The following is a 17,073-nucleotide window of genomic DNA, read 5'->3' as shown; positions in this document are numbered from 1 at the left end:
AGCAGCTTTCGGCGGCCAGGCGTGCTTTTCACGTAGCCGGCTACCAATTCTGAGGCTATCTGATTGTTATGCAAGCACAGGAGCGCGGACCGGCGGGAATGGCCCGCCGGCTGTCACGTCAGATTATCGGTCTTTTCAGATCGACACGGAGCGCCTACCGAAATCGATGCCGATTTCGAAGTCGATGCTGCTGGCCGCGGTGGGGCGGGAAGGTCAGCTCATGTCGAGGGGGACGATCTTGCCGGCTTCGAGGGTGATCGCGTGATCCATCCGCCGGGCGAGATCGTGGTTGTGGGTGGCGATCAGCGCCGCCACGCCCGACTGGCGGACCAGCGCCGTCAGAGCGTCGAAGACATAGCCCGAGGTGGTCGGGTCGAGATTGCCGGTCGGCTCGTCGGCAAGAAGCACATGCGGCGAGTTGGCAACCGCCCGGGCGATCGCGACACGCTGCTGCTCGCCGCCGGAGAGCTCGGCCGGCCGATGCTCGGAGCGGGCGCCGATGCGCATGTAGTCGAGGAGTTCCTGGGCTCTTGCCGAAGCCGCCTTGCGGTCGAGGCCGCCGATCATCTGCGGCAGCATGACGTTTTCCAGCGCCGAGAATTCCGGCAGCAGGTGGTGGAACTGGTAGACGAAGCCGATCGCCTGCCGGCGCATCGCCGTACGCGCCTCGTCGCCGAGGGTGCCAGACGCGACGCCGCCGACATAGACCTCGCCGGTATCCGGCCGGTCGAGAAGACCGGCGATGTGGAGCAGCGTCGACTTGCCGGCGCCGGAGGGCGCGACCAGCGCCACCATCTCGCCGGGCGCGAGCGTCAGCTCGGCGGCATCGAGGATGGTGAGACGGTTTTCGCCCTGCAGATATTCTTTGCCGACGGCAGCGAGCCGCAGGGCATGGTTTTCCGCCATCATTCGTACCGCAATGCCTCGACGGGATCGAGCCGCGAGGCCCGCCAGGAGGGAAGGATCGTCGCCAGGAAAGACAGGCCGATCGCCATGGCGACGACGAGGATCACCTCGCTCGGATCGACCTCGGCCGGCAACTGGCTGAGGAAATAGAACTCCGGATTGAACAGGACGACGCCGGTGATCCAGGAGAAGAACTGCCGGATGTTCTCGATGTTGATGCAGAACAAGAGGCCGAGGACGAAGCCGGCGAGCGTGCCGGAAAAGCCGATCGAGGCGCCGGTGATCAGGAAGACGCGCATCACCGCGCCCTTGGTGGCGCCCATCGTCCGCAGGATGGCGATGTCGCGGCCCTTGTCCTTCACCAGCATGAACAGGCCGGAGATGATGTTCAGCGCCGCGACGAGGACGATCAGCGTCAGGATGATGAACATGACGTTGCGCTCGACATTCAGCGCCGAGAAGAAGCTCTCGTTCTGGTTCTGCCAGGTGACGGTGTAGACCGGCCGCCCCGCCGCCGCCTCGATCTTCGGCTGCAGGCTCGCGACCTGGTCCGGATGATCGACGAAGATCTCGATCGACTGGACCCGGTCCTCCTGGTTGAAGAACAGCTGGGCCTCCGAAAGCGGCATATAGACATAGGCCGCGTCGTATTCCGACATGCCGATCTCGAAGATCGCGCTGACCGGATAGGCCTTGACCCGCGGCGTCGTGCCGAAGGCCGTGACGTCGCCGTCGGGGGAGATCAGGGTGATGTTGTCGCCGAGCCTCAGGCCGAGCGAAGAGGCGAGCCGGCTGCCGACGGCGACGCCCTCGCCGGTGTCGAAGCCTTCCAGCGTGCCGAGCTTGATGTTGCCGGAAACCGGCGCGAGCATCTTCAGATCGTTCAGCCGCACGCCGCGGATCAGCGCGCCGGTGGAGCCGGTGTTCGGCCCCTGCGCGAGTACCTGCCCCTGCACCATCGGCATGACGAACTGGACGCCGTCGACGCCCTCGATGCGTTTGGCGATCTGCTCGTAGTCGGTGAGCGGCTGGTCGATCGGATAGAGGATGACGTGGCCGTTGACGCCGAGGATGCGCATCAGGAGTTCGCCGCGAAAGCCGTTCATCACCGACATGACGATGATCAGCGCGGCGACGCCGAGCATGATGCCGACGAAGGAGAAGCCGGCGATGACGGAGACGCCGGCGTCGCGGCGGCGCGAGCGCAGATAGCGCCCGGCGATCATCCATTCGAAGCGCGAGAACGGCCGCGCCGAGCGGGAGGCATCCGCCGCGCTCACGCCTTCCGGCAGGCTCATGCGGTCACCCTGGCGACGACGGAGGCGAGCGGAATGGTCTCGCGCTCGCCGGTGGCGCGGTCCTTCACCTCGGCCTCGCCAGCCTTGGCGCCGCGCGGCCCGACGATCACCTGCAGCGGCAGGCCGATGAGGTCCATGGTCGCGAACTTGGCGCCGGCGCGGGTGTCCTGATCGTCGTAGAGCACCTCGACGCCGGCCTTTTCGAGCTCACCGTAGATGGTCTCGCAGGCGGCGTCGCAGTCGGCGTCGCCGGGCTTCATGTTGATCAGACCGACATCGAAGGGTGCCACCGACTTCGGCCAGACGATGCCGGCCTCGTCATGGGAGGCCTCGATGATCGCGGCGATCAGCCGGCTCGGGCCGATGCCGTAGGAGCCCATGTGGACGGGCGTGTCCTTGCCGTCCGGGCCGGTGACGACGGCGTTCATCGCCTCGGAATATTTGGTGCCGAAATAGAAGATGTGGCCGACCTCGATGCCCCGCGCGGCCATCCGCTCGGCATCGGGCAGCGCGTCCCAGGCGGCGGTGTCGTGCATCTCGTCCGTCGCGGCGTAGGGCATCGTCCACTCCCTGACGATCTCGGCCAGCGAGCCGGCATCGGAGAAATCGACATCCTCGCCGGGCACGCCGAGATCGAGGAAATCGCGGTGGCAGAACACCTCGCTCTCGCCGGTTGAGGCGAGGATGATGAACTCGTGGGAGAGATTGCCGCCGATCGGCCCGGTGTCGGCGCGCATCGGGATCGCCTTCAGGCCGCAGCGTGTGAAGGTCCTGAGATAGGCGACGAACATCCGGTGATAGGCGGTCTGGGCGGCGTCGAAATCAAGGTCGAAGGAATAGGCGTCCTTCATCAGGAATTCGCGCGAGCGCATGACGCCGAAGCGCGGCCGCACCTCGTCGCGGAATTTCCACTGGATGTGGTAGAGATTGAGCGGCAGATCCTTGTAGGAGCGCACCGAGGAGCGGAAGATGTCGGTCACCATCTCCTCGTTGGTCGGACCGAAGAGCAGTTCGCGCTCGTGCCGATCCTCGATCCGCAGCATCTCCTTGCCATAGGCGTCGTAGCGGCCGCTCTCGCGCCACAGATCGGCGGACTGGATCGTCGGCATCAGCAGTTCGACGGCGCCGGACCGGTCCTGCTCCTCGCGGATGATGTCGCAGACCTTGTCGAGCACCCGCTTGCCGAGGGGCAGGAAGGAATAGATCCCGGCGGCCTGCTGGCGGATCATCCCGGCCCGCAGCATCAGCCGATGGGAGACGATCTCCGCCTCCTTCGGATTCTCCTTGAGGATGGGAAGAAAATACCGCGACAGACGCATCGGTTGTCCGATCAACTCGAGAAATTTGCGTGAAGCACGCGCTGGACCGGCTCATAAACGGTCGCACCCACGATGAAAAGACGCGATTTTCGTCGAAGGCGCGGCGCATCGATCCGTCATGAATCGCCCTGCCGCGGCCGCCGCCGGAAGCGATCGCCGCGGGAGCGCCGACCGTTCGTGACGCTTCGAAACGCCGTTCTTCGCCGGTCAGCGCGAGGCTCAGTGCCCGGCAGTCCCCTGCCGTCGCTGCCGTTGCGGCCGCCTCCAAATGTGGCCGCTCTCATCACATTCGGTCATCATGGAAAATTTCACGTGACAAGTCGGAAGACGAACGGTAACGTTCGATCGCATAAAAAGCGTGCCATGAATGGCGCGAAATCAAGCGGTCTAGTCTTGGGAGGACGTGATTTCCGGCGCGGTTGCAAAGCCGCAGCCCCGGCTCAGTCCGGAGCGAAATCCAGGCGCGCGAATTGGAATGCAAGGCGAAAGCCTTGCATTTTTTTTGTGCATTTTTCCGGAACTGTTAATTTCGAGCATCGGATCGGTCTCCGATGACCGCGCCGTGGATATCCCGACCGCAGTCGTCCTTCGCCCTCGCAGAGAAGGCGCCGATTGCTGCCTCGCCCGCTCTGCCCCGATGCTTCTGGCCTGATGCTGGACGTCAGGTGCCGGGAATGACGTGCGGGAAATCGTCGGGGCTGAGCCCCCACACCTGCGTGACCAGATAGAAGATCGCGAAGACGACGGTCGCGAGAATGGTCGTCAGCACGATCTTGAAGCCCATGCGGGCATTGACCGGGGCGCTCTCGGCGGTCCCAAGGGCGCGCTCGCCGGCCTCGTGCTGGGCCTGCTGGCCGATCGGCAGGACGACGAACAAAGCCGTCCACCAGATGATGAAATAGACCGCCAGTCCCGAGACGATCCCCATATGAGCCTCCCTTCGCCGCCAGCCTTAGGCAGGTGGCTTTCACTTCGCGCGATTGGCCCCTGCATAGCGCCGTGGCGGGGTGATTTGAAGGAGCACGGCAACACGGGGCCAAGGCCCTTCGGAAGAAAGATCGCGCGACAGAGCCCGCCGAAACTCATCCTTCGGCCAAATCGGTCAAGCGCCGAAGTGAGACGACGGTCCTGTCAGCCGGCGGCTCAGACCTGTTGGAGCTCGGTCAGCGTGCCGTGGACATCGCCGGGATGCAGGAACAGCACCGGCTTTCCATGGGCGCCGATCCTCGGCTCGCCATTGCCGAGGACCCGCATGCCGGACGCGACGAGATGGTCGCGCGCCGCAACGATGTCGGCGACCTCGTAGCAGATATGATGCATGCCGCCCTTCGGATTCTTGGCGAGGAAGGCGGCGATCGGCGAGGTATCGCCGAGGGGCTCGAGAAGCTCGACCTTGGTGTTTTCGAGTTCGACGAAGACCACCGTCACGCCATGCTCCGGCAGTGCCTCGGCTTGCGAGACGCTGGCGCCGAGCGTCTCGCGGTAGGTCGCGGCGGCGGCCTCGATGTCCGGCACGGCAAGGGCGACATGGTTGAGACGGAGCAGCATTCGACCTCCTGCGGCGCCGGGCGCCCTTCCGGAATGCGCCGACCCTTCGCTTCCGTGCATCCTGCTTACCGAAGACCGATGCGATTTTCCGGTGCCGATGCTTTCTCGCCCGAGGGAGCGGGTTTGGGTTCGAACCTTTGCCCCATCCCGGACCATGGCCGCAAGGACAGAGTTTCTGACGGCGCGCCGGACCGCTTCGTCAGATCGCCGAGGAGGCGGCGGGCTGCGCGGTCGCTTCGGCGTCTCCGTTATCGGCAGCCGGCTTGGTGGAAAAAGCCGGATAGGTCGGCGCCGGCGGGCCGATAAAACGCGGGCCGTCGGGCAACGGGCGGACCATCCGGTAGGCGACGAGTTCCTCGGGCGTCAGCACGTAGAGGCTGGCGGACGGCGTCTGCATCGCCTTGATCCAGACCGCCGGGTCGGCGCCCATTTCGGCGAGCAGGCTCTGGCATTCGGCGGTCGTCGCCTGGATCTCGGCGATCGAGCGGTCGACGGCGGAGGGCAGGCCGGGCTCGGATCCGGAGACGGCATAGACCTGGTGGACGCCCACCCAGGCCCCCTCGCCGGCCCGCCGCGTCAGACCGCCGGCAAAGAGCAGCGGACAGGCCGAAGCGCAGTAGCCGTCGTCCGGCACCCGCGTCGAAATAGCCTGGCTGCGGAGATCGCGGGCCATGGCGATGGCATCCGAGACCGATCCGCCGGGCGAATGCAGGACGAGCGTCCTGACGTCCTTGGCGTCGGGCTGGCCGAGAAACTCGCGCAAGGTCTCGGCGGTCCCGAATTTGATGCGGCCGATGGCGCTCGCCTCGCCGTTCGGCCCGAGGAAGAATCGCATCGGCGCCGCCAGCGCCTCGCCCTCGACCGGCCCGTCATAGCCTGGCAGGGTCGGCTCGCCGCGATCGGGGCCGAGCGGCATCGTCTTCGGCAGATAGGGGCGGATCTGGTCGCCCGGCTGCGGCGGGCGCATCGGCAAAGGCTCGGCGCGGCTGGTGCGCTCGCGCTCGGCGGCATTCTCCGCCATGTCCTGATAGTCGAGGGTGACGATGGCGGCGGCAACGGCGAGCAGCACCATGAAGACCAGGCGCAGCACCGAGCCTTCAGGGAGCGCGAGGACGAGGCGTTCGAGCCTGCCGGGCGGCGTCTCCTCGCCGATCATCGACCGGCTACCGCCCAGCCCGGCGCAGGAACGCCGCAGCGCGGCCCTGCCATCCGGGTCTCATCGCGCCGCCGTCTTCGGAAACGGCGTCGCGCCGGCAGGCCGGTTGCGCTGGACGATGTCGTCCCCCTCGCGCGGCGGCCCGGCAATGTCCTCGCTCTCGTGATGATCGTGCGAATTGAGATCGCCCTCCTCGCCGCGCTCGGCGGCCTGCAGCCGCTTCTGGATCCTCAGCGCCCGCATCATCTCGCCGGCGCTCATGTCGCCGACCTCGAACTCCTCGCCCTCCTCGCGGCGGATGACGTCCTGGACGATGCAAAGGACGAAGATCAGCACCGCCGGCAAAAGGTCAATCGAGATCGCGCCCGCCCACGACGGCAGGAAATCACGGGCATAGCGGATCACCGCCTCGGGTGCCGAGAGCGGCGTGAAGCGCAGCGGCTCTACCTTCGGACGGGCGAGGATCTCGTCGGCGGCGCTGGCGAGCGCCTGGCTCTGCGCCTTCACCGCCGTTTCGATGGTGCCGACGACGCGGCTCTGGCGCTCGCGAAGCTCGGCGTCGCCGGCATCGGCGATCGGTGCGATGAAGGAGCGGCCGAGATCCTCCGCGGCGCGGCGCACGGCGGGGGCGACCGAAGTCTGTTCCAGCGAGGTGAGCAGGCCCGAAAGCGCCACGGCCTCTTCGCCATAGGCGTTCGACCGCTCGGCGATCGGCCCCTGCGAGGAGACCAGCTTGCGCATTGCCGCAAGATGCTGCCCGCCCTGTTCGAACAGCGTCTTCACCTGTTCGCGCGAGCCCTCGATCTCGCCCTGCAGGCCGGAGAGCTGGCTCGACATCTGGCGCAGCAGCTGCACCACCGTGCCGGAGCCGGAGGTGCCGGTGAGAACGCCGGAACGGGCCTCCTGCTCGGAAAGACCGGCGAAGCGCTGCGAGGCGAGCTGGATGTCCGGCAACAGGCTCTGGGCGGCCAGCGCGTTCTCATGCGCCTCGTTGAGCTTCTGCTGATACTCTTCGGTTGTGACGGCGAGATGCTGTTCCAGCGCGGCCGAGCCCGCCAGCGCCGCGGCATTCAGCCAGGAGGACATGGCGATGATCATCGCCGAGCCGATCAGCATGGCGAGGTAGAGCATCTTACGGCCGCTGCGCACATGCGGCATGAAACGCATGAGATAGGACCAGAAGGCGTAGATCGCGACCGAGACGGCCGAGGAATAGACGATCGCTCCAAGGAAGACGGTGGTCTCGTCGCCATCGAGGAGTTCGCGCACCCCGAGATAGGTGTACACGCCGCTCGCCAGAGCAAGGACCGACAGGGTGATGCGGGTGGTCGCGTCGAGCCGCGTGACCTGCCCCCGCAAGGTGTAAGACTGCGATGCACCCATGGAGGCGCGATCCTCTCCTCGACGGCACGACGCGCGCCACAACTCATTCTTAACGCAAGATTAAGGCTTTCCCTCGCCGAGCGGTAGGGTGGCGGAAGCGCAAGATCCGATGCCGATTGCGTGAAAGCCCGGCATGGTTAAGATATTTTCGCGGCCGCCGATGACCCTGCCCGAACCTCCGTCAAAGCTCTGCGGCAGATGCATGCCTCACTCCCTTTCGATAGAGAATTCCTATTGCGTGTTTGGCATTTCCTGTTATTGTCGTGTGACTTGATAAAAATTAGCTATCGTAAAAATGCATGGCAGTCATGCCTCGGAAGCAATTGTTCTGCAACCGTGATCTATTAGTTTGTCGGTCAGTCGGATGCATCGGCACCTCCTCCCAGTCGATCGGTCCGGCTGTTTCCTCCCATACGGTCTTTCGAGACCACGCTTTCGCCGGGTTCTTCGGAACCCGGCTTTTTCTTTTGGGCTGGGCCAGTTTGAAATTTCAGCAATGAAAAACCCGCCGCCGGCGTCCGGCAGCGGGTCGTTCAGCGTTGAATTCGCCGGGCCCGCACTGCGCTAGCTAGCGCAGGCCGATCAGTCGAGGCTGCCGCAGAAGCGCTGGATTCGCGAGCAGGCTTCTTCGAGCAGCGCTTCCGACGTCGCGTAGGAGATGCGGAAGTTCGGACCGAGGCCGAAGGCCGAGCCGTGCACCACCGCGACACCCTCGGCTTCGAGAAGCTCGGTGACAAAATCCTCGTCCGTCTCGATCACCTTGCCGCTCGGGGCGGTCTTGCCGATCAGCCCCTTGCAGGAGGGATAGACGTAGAAGGCACCTTCCGGCGACGGGCACTCGATGCCCCTCGCCTGGTTGAGCATGCCGACCACGAGGTCGCGCCGGCCCTGGAAGATCTCGCGGTTCTTCGGAATGAAGTCCTGCGGCCCGTTCAGCGCCTCGACGGCCGCCCATTGGGCGATCGAGCAGGCGCCGGAGGTCTGCTGGCCCTGGATCATGTCCATCGCCTTGATCAGCGGCAGCGGTCCGGCACCGTAGCCGATCCGCCACCCGGTCATCGCATAGGCCTTGGAGACGCCGTTCATCGTCAGCGTCCGGTCGTAGAGGGCGGGCTCGACCTGCGCCGGCGTCGTGAAGACGAAGTCGCCATAGACGAGATGCTCGTACATGTCGTCGGTCAGCACCCAGACATGCGAATGGCGCATCAGGACGTCGGCGAGCGCGCGGAGCTCGGCCTCGGTATAGGCGGCGCCCGTCGGGTTCGACGGCGAGTTGAACAGGAACCACTTGGTCTTCGGCGTGATCGCCGCTTCAAGGGCCTCAGGCGTGAGCTTGAAATTGTCGGCGATCTTCGTCTCGGCGAACACCGGGCTGCCGCCGCAGATCGCCACCATCTCCGGATAGGACACCCAGTAGGGCGCTGGGATGATCACCTCGTCGCCGGGATTGAGGGTCGCCATGAAGGCGTTGAACAGGATCTGCTTGCCGCCGGTGCCGACGATCGTCTGCTCGGGCTTGTAGTCGAGGCCGTTCTCGCGCTTGAACTTGGCGGCGATCGCCTGGCGCAGCTCCGGAATGCCGGAGACCGGCGTGTACTTGGTCTCGCCGCGGCGGATCGCGTCGATCGCCGCTTCCTTGATGTTGTCCGGCGTGTCGAAATCCGGCTCGCCGGCGCCGAGACCGATGACGTCGCGGCCTTTCGCCTTGAGGTCGCGGGCCTTCTGGGAAACGGCGATGGTCGCCGAAGGCTTCACGCGATCGAGGGCGGCGGCAAGAAACGCCATTGTCTGGTCTCCGGTGGGTTCTTGATGGTGATGGGGCGCGGACATTGAACCGCGCCTCGACAAACGGCGGGACCCTAGTCCCGGCCATCCGATGGTGCAAGCGCCAATGCGTCTCCGTCACGCCTCCCGTCGGGCCTTTGCGAAACGGGCCGGCGGACCATGGCGAAGCGCCCCGGCAATGTGCGACGGTGACCGAACGAAAGCGCCACGATCGAGTGACACCCATGCGAATCTATTTCTCGAAAACCCAGATGGACCACCGGCCGACGCAATATGGCGTCCATGGCAGGCTGGTGCGGCCTTTGGAAAATCCCGACCGGGCGGGAACGCTGCTCGAAAGCCTCGGCCGGCTGGGCCTTGCCGCGGAGGAGCCGCCGGCGGCCGGGCGGGCGGCGATCGAGCGTGTCCATCCCGGGCATTATGTCGATTTCCTCGAGGGTGCGTTCGACCGCTTCCAGGCGCTGCCGAATGCCGGGCCGGAAGTGCTGCCGAACGTTCATCCCTATTTCGCCGCGGCAACGCCCTACGGCGTCTCGCCGCTCGCAAACGGTGCAAGGCCCGAGCCGCGCACCACCGGCATCCTTGGCCAGGCCGGCTGGTATATCGGCGATCTTTCCTGCGCGATGACCGAGGGCACCGCGAGGGCTGCGCTGGCATCTGCCGCAAGCGCCGTCGCGGCGGCCCGCAGCGTCCTTGCCGGCGACGGCGAGGCCTTCGCCCTCTGTCGCCCGCCCGGCCACCATGCCTATGCCGACCGGGCCTCGGGCTTCTGCTTCCTCAACAATGCGGCGATCGCCGCAGAGACGCTGAGAGAGACGTTCGCCAGGGTGGCGATCATCGACTTCGACACCCATCACGGCGACGGCACCCAGACGATCTTCTACGCCAGGGACGACGTGTTCTTCGGCTCGGTGCACACCGATCCTTTCGCCTACTATCCGCATTTCCTCGGCCATGGCGACGAGCGCGGCACCGGCGCCGGCGACGGCTGCAATCTCAACCTGCCGCTGGCCTTCGGTTCGGGCGACGGCGAATTCCTTTCGGCGGTCGAGACGCTGGTGGGCGCGGCAACGCGCTTCGGCGCCGAGGCGCTGGTGATCTCGGCGGGCTGGGACGCCCATCGCGACGATCCTCTGTCGCGCCTCGACGTTTCCGGCGCGGCCTATCCGAAGATCGGCGAGATCCTCGGCAAGGCGGGGCTTCCGAGCGTCATCGTCCAGGAAGGCGGCTATTCGCTCGCCGCCGTTTCGGAGACGGCGCCGGCCTTCGTCGAAGCCTTTCTGGCGGCGCGGCCCGGCTGAACGACAGAACGCCCCGCGGCCGATCGGGCGCGGGGCGATTTCGTGTCGGGCCGCGGTGGCGGCTCAGCGGTAGGAGATCACCGGGCAGCCGCGCACCCGCGCAAAGCGGATCAGGGCGTGCCGGTGATGCTTGCGGCCGGCGACCAGGATCGAGCGGTGGGTGATGCGGCGCACATGGGCATGGCGCAGTCCGTAATGGCGCGCCTTGCTGACCGCCCGGCCCGGCGAGCAGTGGCCGTAATGGCGACGGTGGTGGCGGTGGCCGACGAATTCGACGCCGCCGCCGCCGATCGTGACGGTGGCACCGAAACCGGCGGCCGAGGCCGCGGTCGGGGCGGCAGCGCCGGCAGCACCGAGGGCGGCGACGACGCAGAGGGTCTTGGCGAGTTTGCGGAACATCCTGGCTCTCCTTTGGCTTCGCTGTCTCGGCGTCTTGTCCTTCGCCGATGGGGTGACGATGCCAAAGGGCGACTGAACGGCTCCGGAAGCCGGCATTCATGTCGCATTCAGGATATGACGTCGCGGAAGATTTTCCCCGAACCTCAATCTTCCCGGGCCAGCCGGCGCATCCAGAACTGCATCGGCTTGTCGCTTTCAGCCTCGTCGCCGATGTCGCGCCAGCGCATCGAGGAGACGAGGCCGTCGATCTTTTCGTAGCCGCGCTTGGTCCAGAAGCCGTCGAGCGGGACGTAGTCGTCCGGCCGGGCAGGATGATCGGCCGGGCGCATGACGCCGCAGAAGGCCGCGATCGCGTAGCCGCCTGCCCTTCCCGCCGCTTCCCGCGCGTCGAAGAAGTGATGCCCGGCGCCGCGGCCGCGATAGGCGGAAAGAAGGACGGATTCGCCGAGATAATAGACCGTCGCCGGATCGATGCCGTTGCGGCTGAAATCGGCGGCAAGCTGCGGCTGGTGATCGCCGAGCGGCGCCGCCGTCGACGCACCGACGATCTCGCCTTCGGCCGTCCGTGCCAGGGCGACGATCGCGCCGGGCGACCTGGCATAGGTCTGGAGGTAGTGCCGCTCGTAGGCCTCGTCGCCGTCATAGAGATAGGGAAAGGCGCGGAACACCACCGTGCGCAACCGCGCCAGATCACCAAGCGCAGAGGTGATCTCGTCGCCCTTCAGCACCTCGAATGAGAACTCGCCGGAATCTGCCCCGGACGTCACGACGGCGCGACCGCGGCGATCCAGGCTTTGAGGTTGTAGTAGGTCGTGACCCGGGTGATCCTGCCGTCCTCCAGCGAGAAGAACTGCCCGGCCGGGATCGAATAGGCCTGGTTCGAGGCTTCCGGCAGCCCGGGAGCGGTCTCGCGATAGCGGCCGCGCACGGTGAACTCCGCCGCCGCGCGGGTGCCGTCGGCCGAGGCGAAGACGACGATGTCGGCGAGCGTCTCGTCATAATGGCGGTGCATGGTCGCCATGAAGCGGCGGAAGCTGTCGCGGCCGATCTCCCGCCCGCCCTCGTTGACGTAATGGGCGACGTCCTCGTCGAGGAGGCCGAGCATCGTGTCGACGTCGCCGGCGTTGAAGGCGTCGAGATAGCGGCTGATCAGCGCTTCGGTTTCGGCTTGGGTCATCGGTCATCCTCCGGATTCGGGAGGGCGAATGTGTTTTGCTTCGCCCTGCCCGTCAACGGCACTCGCGCTCCGCAACCCCGCTCGGAAAGCCGCCCGGGTGCCACCCGGCTCTTCGGCGGGCAATTCCGAGGCACCCGGGACCGCGGGACCCACGTTGTTCCTCAGCTCGAGACGCCGAACACCTCGGCGCAGCGCGAGAAGCTGAAGCCCTCGCCGTCGGTGTCGCGGCTGGTGCGGATGTTGGTGATGATCCCGCCAGCGTTGGTCGAGATCTGCGCCTCGCAGCCGAGCTCTTCGCTGCGTGCCGGCGCCACCAGCACCTGACCAGGAGGTGCGGTATCGACGGACATGTTGCCGCCGCCGATATTGATGACGGTCTGCGGCGAGCGATGCTTCTCGGCGAACTCCTTTTCCTGCTTGGTCATCGAGCGATACTGGGCTGGAACGTTGCGCATCGTCTCGCCGCCGCGCCAGGTATAGACGGTGCCGCCGCTGTTCAGCGGAAACTCGCTGGCCGGCGGGCCGTATTGCGAAAAGAAGGCGTCGCTCGGCTGGCCGATCCAGCGACCCTGCATGGCCTGATTGGCCTCCTCCGTCGTCGTGCAGCCGGCAAGACCGGCCGCGACGAGGCACATCGCCATCGTCCGCTTCATCGAATGGACCCCTCCCAAACGCCCTGCCCGTTGCAAGGCTCAACGATCAAGCACAGTCACGATGGCTCGCCGCTTGTCCATGCCTCGACGTCGCGTTGCGATGGATTTTCAACATCTTTGCCGGGGGAAGGTTCTGCCCGAGAAAGACCGGCGCCTCACTCAGCGGCGGCGCTTTCCGCCTCTGCGGCAGATTCAGTAAAGAGGAAGCCGCCGGACTGGCGGCGCCAGAGGCTGGCATAGAGGCCGTTCTTCGCCAGCAGGTCCTCGTGGCTGCCCTCCTCGACGATCGCTCCCTTGTCGAGCACGATCAGCCGGTCCATCGCGGCGATGGTCGACAGGCGGTGGGCGATGGCGATGACGGTCTTGCCCTCCATCATGCGCACGAGATTCTCCTGGATCGCCGCCTCGACCTCGGAATCGAGCGCCGACGTCGCCTCGTCGAGGACGAGGATCGGGGCGTTCTTCAGAAGCACCCTGGCAATGGCGATCCGCTGGCGCTGGCCGCCGGAAAGCTTGATGCCGCGCTCGCCGACATGGGCGTCGTAGCCGGTGCGGCCCTTCGGATCGCGCAAGGAGGGGATGAAGTCCTCGGCATTCGCCCGTTCGGCGGCGAGAACAACGTCGTCCTCCTCGGCCTCCGGCTTGCCGAAGGCGATGTTGTCGCGGATCGAGCGGTGGAGAAGCGAGGTATCCTGGGTGACGACGCCGATTGCGGCGCGCAGCGAATGCTGGGTAACCCCGGCGATATCCTGCCCGTCGATCAGGATGCGGCCGCCCTCGAGATCGTAGAGCCGCAGGAGGAGGTTGACGAGGGTCGTCTTGCCGGCGCCCGAGCGGCCGACGAGGCCGACCTTCTCCCCCGGCCTGATATCCAGCGACAGGTGGTCGATGACGCCGCCGCCCTTGCCATAGTGGAAGGTGACGTCCTCGTAACGGATCGCTCCTTTGGCAGGAACGAGCGGCCTGGCATCGGGGGCATCGATCAGCGTCGGCAGCCGTGTGATCGTCGCCACCGCGTCCTGGATGGTGCCGTAGTTGCGCACGAGGCCGTTGATGTTGAACATCATCCAGCCGGACATCTGGTTGAGGCGCAGGACGAGGCCAAGCGCCGTCGCGACACCGCCGGCGGTGACCGAACCCGCCTGCCAGCCCATCACCGCGATGACCCCGACGCCGCTCATCATGAAGCCGTTGAGCAGCGCCACGACGGTGCGCACCTCGGTAATCGCGCGGGTCGAGCGACGGGTCATGTCGACGAGGTAGACGAAGCCGTCCTTGACGAAGGCGTCCTCCTGCCGCGAGGAATCGAAGAGCTTCACCGACAGGATGTTGGTGAAGCTGTCGACGACACGGCCCGACACGATCGAGCGCGCATCGGCGCTTGCCCGGCCGTATTCGCGGATCTTCGGCAGCAGATTGCGGACGATCCAGACATAGCCGGCGACCCACAGGACGAGCACCAGCGCCATGCGCCAGTCGATCGCCCCGAGGATCGTCACCGTCAGGAAGATGAAGGTGACGAAGGACCAGAAGGTCTGGAGGATCGTGGTGATGAAGTCGCCGGTCGCCATGCCGACCTGCTGGACCTTCTGGGCAAGGCGTCCGCCGAAATCGTTCTGGAAGAAGCTGTAGGCCTGCTCCATCAGACGGCGATAGCTCTGCCAACGAATCCTGTTGTAGAAGCTGGGGCTTATCACCTGTTCTTCGAGCACGGACGAAGCGAAGAGCAGCGCCGCGCGGCCGATCAGCGTGACGAAGAGCAGACCGGCGATCAGCCAGAAATGGTCCGAGACTAGGGTCTCCGGCGTCGAGTGCCCCAGCGCGTCGACCAGCCAGCCGACGCCGGTGAACAGCACCGCCTCGATGCCGCCGGTGAGACCGCCGGCGATCAGGAGCCCGATCAGCGGCCCCTTCGCCTGCAGGGCAAAATGCCAGATAAAGGCATTGGTCTCGGCCGGCAACGGCCTGAGATGGCCGGTGCGATAGACGCCGTCTTCGCCCGATCCGGCGTCGTCCTCGAACGGGTCGAGAACGTTCTCGAAACGCTGGAGGAAACGGTCCATCATTCGGCGGCTCGCATCGTGTCCGGTGCCGCCTCGAACGTGCCGTCCTCGCCGACGGCCAGGAAGCCGCCCACCTGGCGCGCCCAGAGAGAGGCGTAAAGGCCGCCACTCGCCACGAGTTCCGAATGCGTGCCCTCCTCGACGATCGCGCCCCTGTCGAGCACGACGAGCCGGTCGAGCGCGGCAATCGTCGACAATCGGTGCGCGACGGCGATGACGGTCTTGCCCTCCATCAGCCGGTAGAGGTTCTCGGCGATCGCCGCCTCGATCTCGGAATCCAGCGCCGAGGTCGCCTCGTCGAGCAGGAGGATCGGCGCGTCCTTCAGCATGACGCGGGCAATGGCGATCCGCTGGCGCTGGCCGCCGGAGAGTTTGACGCCGCGCTCGCCGACCTCGGCGTCGAGGCCGATCCGGCCGTCGCGGTCGCGCAGGTCGGCGACGAAGTCCGTGGCTTCCGCCCGCGCGACGGCGCGCATCATCTCCGCCTCGTCCGCGTCCGGCCGGCCATAGAGGACGTTGTCGCGGATCGAGCGGTGCAGAAGCGAGGTGTCCTGGGTCACCATGCCGATCTTCTCGCGCAAGGAATCCTGAGGCACGTCGCGGATGTCGGTGCCGTCGATCAGGATGCGGCCCGCCTCGACGTCGTGGAAGCGCATGAGGAGGTTGAGGATCGTCGACTTGCCGGCGCCGGAGCGGCCGACGAGACCGACCTTCTCGCCAGGCCGGATCGTCAGGTCGAAATCGCGCAGCACGCCGCCGCCCTTGCCATAGTGGAAGGAGACGTTCTCGAAGCGGATCTCGCCCTTCGGCACGGCCAGCGGCTGCGCCTTCGGCCGGTCGGTGATCGCGTGGGGGATCTGCAGTGTCGCCATGCCGTCGCGAATGGTGCCGATGTTCTCGAACAGCGCCGAGACCTCCCACATGATCCACTGCGACATGCCGTGGATCCTGAGGACGAGGCCGACCGAGGCGGCGATCGCGCCGACGGTGACGAGATCGTTGACCCAGAGGCCGATCCCGGCTGCGGCGACCGAGAACAGGAGCAGCGAGTTCAGCGTCTGCAGGCAGACGACGAATAGGGTGATCAGCCGTGCCTGGCCGTAGACCGTCTTCAGGAAGCCGCTCATCGACGAGCGGGCATAGTCGCCCTCGCGGCGGGTATGGGCGAAGAGCTTGACGGTCTGGACGTTGGCATAGGCGTCGACGATGCGCCCGGTCATCTCCGCCCGGGCGTCGGCCTGGCGCTCGGCCACCCGGTCGAGGCGGGGGATGAAGAAGCGCAGCATCACCGCATAGAGCACCAGCCAGCCGATGAAGGGCAGCGCCAGCTTCCAGTCCGACGAGGCGGCGAGCACCACGACGCCGGTGAAATAGACCGCGACATAGAGGAAGACGTCGATCGACTTGATCACCGTCTCGCGCACGGCAAGCGCCGTCTGCATCAGCTTCTGCGAGACGCGGCCGGCGAATTCGTCCTGGAAGAAGGCCAGCGAATGGCCGAGCAGCCAGCGATGCATCGAATAGCGAAAGCGCATCGGGAAATTGCCGAAGATCGCCTGGAAGTTGACGAGCCCGTCGATCAGCTGGATCCCCGGCAGGACCAAGAGGATGACGAAACCCATCAGCGCCAGCTGCCAGCCGCGCTCGGCAAGGAACCTCTCCGGCGGCGTGTCGCCGAACCAGTCGACGACATTGCCGAGGAAGCCGAACAGCGACACCTCGATGACCGAGATCGCCGCCGTCAGCACCGCCATGGCGACGAGCAGCGGCCAGACCGGCCGGGCGAAATGCCAGACGAAGGCCAGCAGCGTCTGAGGCGGCGCGGCCGGCTCCTCGTCCGGGAACGCATCGACCAGTCTCTCGAATCTCGAGAACATTCACTTTCCTGACATTGCGGCTCTGCCGACCGCGACCGACCGTGCGAGTGTCGCTGGCAGGGCGATCGGTGGCGGCGGGATCGCCGCTGATATAAGCGCCTCGCTCTGAAAAATCAGGGGGAAACGGCGGTCTGCGAACACGACAGCGGGAGCGGACCTCGCCTCCGCCGCCGGCCTGTCGAAGGGAGGCGACCGGGCAATCGCCCAT

15 protein-coding genes are annotated in these 17,073 nt (G+C 66.2%); 1 reads left to right on the top strand and 14 read right to left on the bottom strand.

The features are described from left to right. Positions 1 to 213: 213 nt before the first annotated feature. From E3C22_RS02620 to E3C22_RS02585, 8 genes are all read right to left on the bottom strand, one after another. Complete coding sequence (locus tag E3C22_RS02620) at positions 214 to 906, bottom strand: ABC transporter ATP-binding protein (protein ID WP_134760927.1); 693 nt, start codon at positions 904 to 906, stop codon at positions 214 to 216. Beyond that, positions 906 to 2,204, bottom strand: a complete 1,299-nt coding sequence (locus E3C22_RS02615; RefSeq protein WP_134759912.1) for a lipoprotein-releasing ABC transporter permease subunit — start codon at positions 2,202 to 2,204, stop codon at positions 906 to 908. Before E3C22_RS02615 ends, E3C22_RS02620 begins: the two co-directional genes overlap by 1 nt. After that, positions 2,201 to 3,523 carry a proline--tRNA ligase gene (gene proS / locus E3C22_RS02610; RefSeq protein ID WP_134759910.1) on the bottom strand — a complete coding sequence of 441 codons (1,323 nt, stop codon included), beginning with the start codon at positions 3,521 to 3,523 and terminating at the stop codon, positions 2,201 to 2,203. Before proS ends, E3C22_RS02615 begins: the two co-directional genes overlap by 4 nt. A gap of 661 nt (positions 3,524 to 4,184) precedes the next feature. Further along, complete coding sequence (locus tag E3C22_RS02605; RefSeq protein WP_134759908.1) at positions 4,185 to 4,451, bottom strand: DUF1467 family protein; 267 nt, start codon at positions 4,449 to 4,451, stop codon at positions 4,185 to 4,187. A 215-nt stretch (positions 4,452 to 4,666) separates the two neighbouring features. Next, positions 4,667 to 5,071, bottom strand: a complete 405-nt coding sequence (gene mce / locus E3C22_RS02600) for a methylmalonyl-CoA epimerase (protein ID WP_134759906.1) — start codon at positions 5,069 to 5,071, stop codon at positions 4,667 to 4,669. A gap of 199 nt (positions 5,072 to 5,270) precedes the next feature. Further along, positions 5,271 to 6,227 (bottom strand): COG3904 family protein, encoded by a 957-nt coding sequence (locus tag E3C22_RS02595; protein WP_134759904.1) that lies wholly within the window; start codon positions 6,225 to 6,227, stop codon positions 5,271 to 5,273. A gap of 60 nt (positions 6,228 to 6,287) precedes the next feature. Further along, positions 6,288 to 7,610 carry a hypothetical protein gene (locus tag E3C22_RS02590; protein ID WP_134759902.1) on the bottom strand — a complete coding sequence of 441 codons (1,323 nt, stop codon included), beginning with the start codon at positions 7,608 to 7,610 and terminating at the stop codon, positions 6,288 to 6,290. Positions 7,611 to 8,192: 582 nt separating this feature from the next. Continuing rightward, a complete protein-coding gene (locus tag E3C22_RS02585) occupies positions 8,193 to 9,395 on the bottom strand; it encodes a pyridoxal phosphate-dependent aminotransferase (protein ID WP_134759900.1) in 1,203 nt (400 codons plus the stop codon). 224 nt (positions 9,396 to 9,619) lie between these two features. Between E3C22_RS02585 and E3C22_RS02580 the strand changes: the two genes are divergently transcribed. Next, the gene (locus E3C22_RS02580) at positions 9,620 to 10,696 is read left to right on the top strand and encodes a histone deacetylase family protein (RefSeq protein WP_134759898.1); all 1,077 of its coding nucleotides are present in this window, start codon (positions 9,620 to 9,622) and stop codon (positions 10,694 to 10,696) included. A 63-nt stretch (positions 10,697 to 10,759) separates the two neighbouring features. On the opposite strand, the gene E3C22_RS02575 is transcribed toward E3C22_RS02580, so the two are convergent. From E3C22_RS02575 to E3C22_RS02550, 6 genes are all read right to left on the bottom strand, one after another. After that, entirely contained in the window at positions 10,760 to 11,095 is a 336-nt protein-coding gene (locus tag E3C22_RS02575) for a hypothetical protein (RefSeq protein WP_134759896.1), read from the bottom strand. A gap of 143 nt (positions 11,096 to 11,238) precedes the next feature. Then, positions 11,239 to 11,862: a GNAT family N-acetyltransferase gene (locus E3C22_RS02570; protein ID WP_245514725.1), complete on the bottom strand. Its 624-nt coding sequence runs from the start codon at positions 11,860 to 11,862 to the stop codon at positions 11,239 to 11,241. Continuing rightward, entirely contained in the window at positions 11,859 to 12,272 is a 414-nt protein-coding gene (locus E3C22_RS02565; RefSeq protein WP_134759893.1) for a ketosteroid isomerase-related protein, read from the bottom strand. The genes E3C22_RS02570 and E3C22_RS02565 overlap by 4 nt, the downstream gene beginning before the upstream one ends. 161 nt (positions 12,273 to 12,433) lie before the next feature. Then, the gene (locus E3C22_RS02560; RefSeq protein WP_134759891.1) at positions 12,434 to 12,925 is read right to left on the bottom strand and encodes a hypothetical protein; all 492 of its coding nucleotides are present in this window, start codon (positions 12,923 to 12,925) and stop codon (positions 12,434 to 12,436) included. Between the two features lie 155 nt (positions 12,926 to 13,080). Continuing rightward, on the bottom strand, positions 13,081 to 14,991 hold the full coding sequence (locus E3C22_RS02555) for an ABC transporter ATP-binding protein (protein ID WP_134759889.1): 1,911 nt from the start codon (positions 14,989 to 14,991) through the stop codon (positions 13,081 to 13,083). After that, a complete protein-coding gene (locus E3C22_RS02550; protein ID WP_134759887.1) occupies positions 14,988 to 16,865 on the bottom strand; it encodes an ABC transporter ATP-binding protein in 1,878 nt (625 codons plus the stop codon). The genes E3C22_RS02555 and E3C22_RS02550 overlap by 4 nt, the downstream gene beginning before the upstream one ends. Between the last annotated feature and the right edge of the window lie 208 nt (positions 16,866 to 17,073).

Origin of the sequence: Jiella endophytica, from assembly GCF_004519335.1 — a bacterium.
Classification (GTDB): domain Bacteria; phylum Pseudomonadota; class Alphaproteobacteria; order Rhizobiales; family Rhizobiaceae; genus Jiella; species Jiella endophytica.
This window is presented reverse-complemented; position numbering and strand designations above follow the sequence as displayed.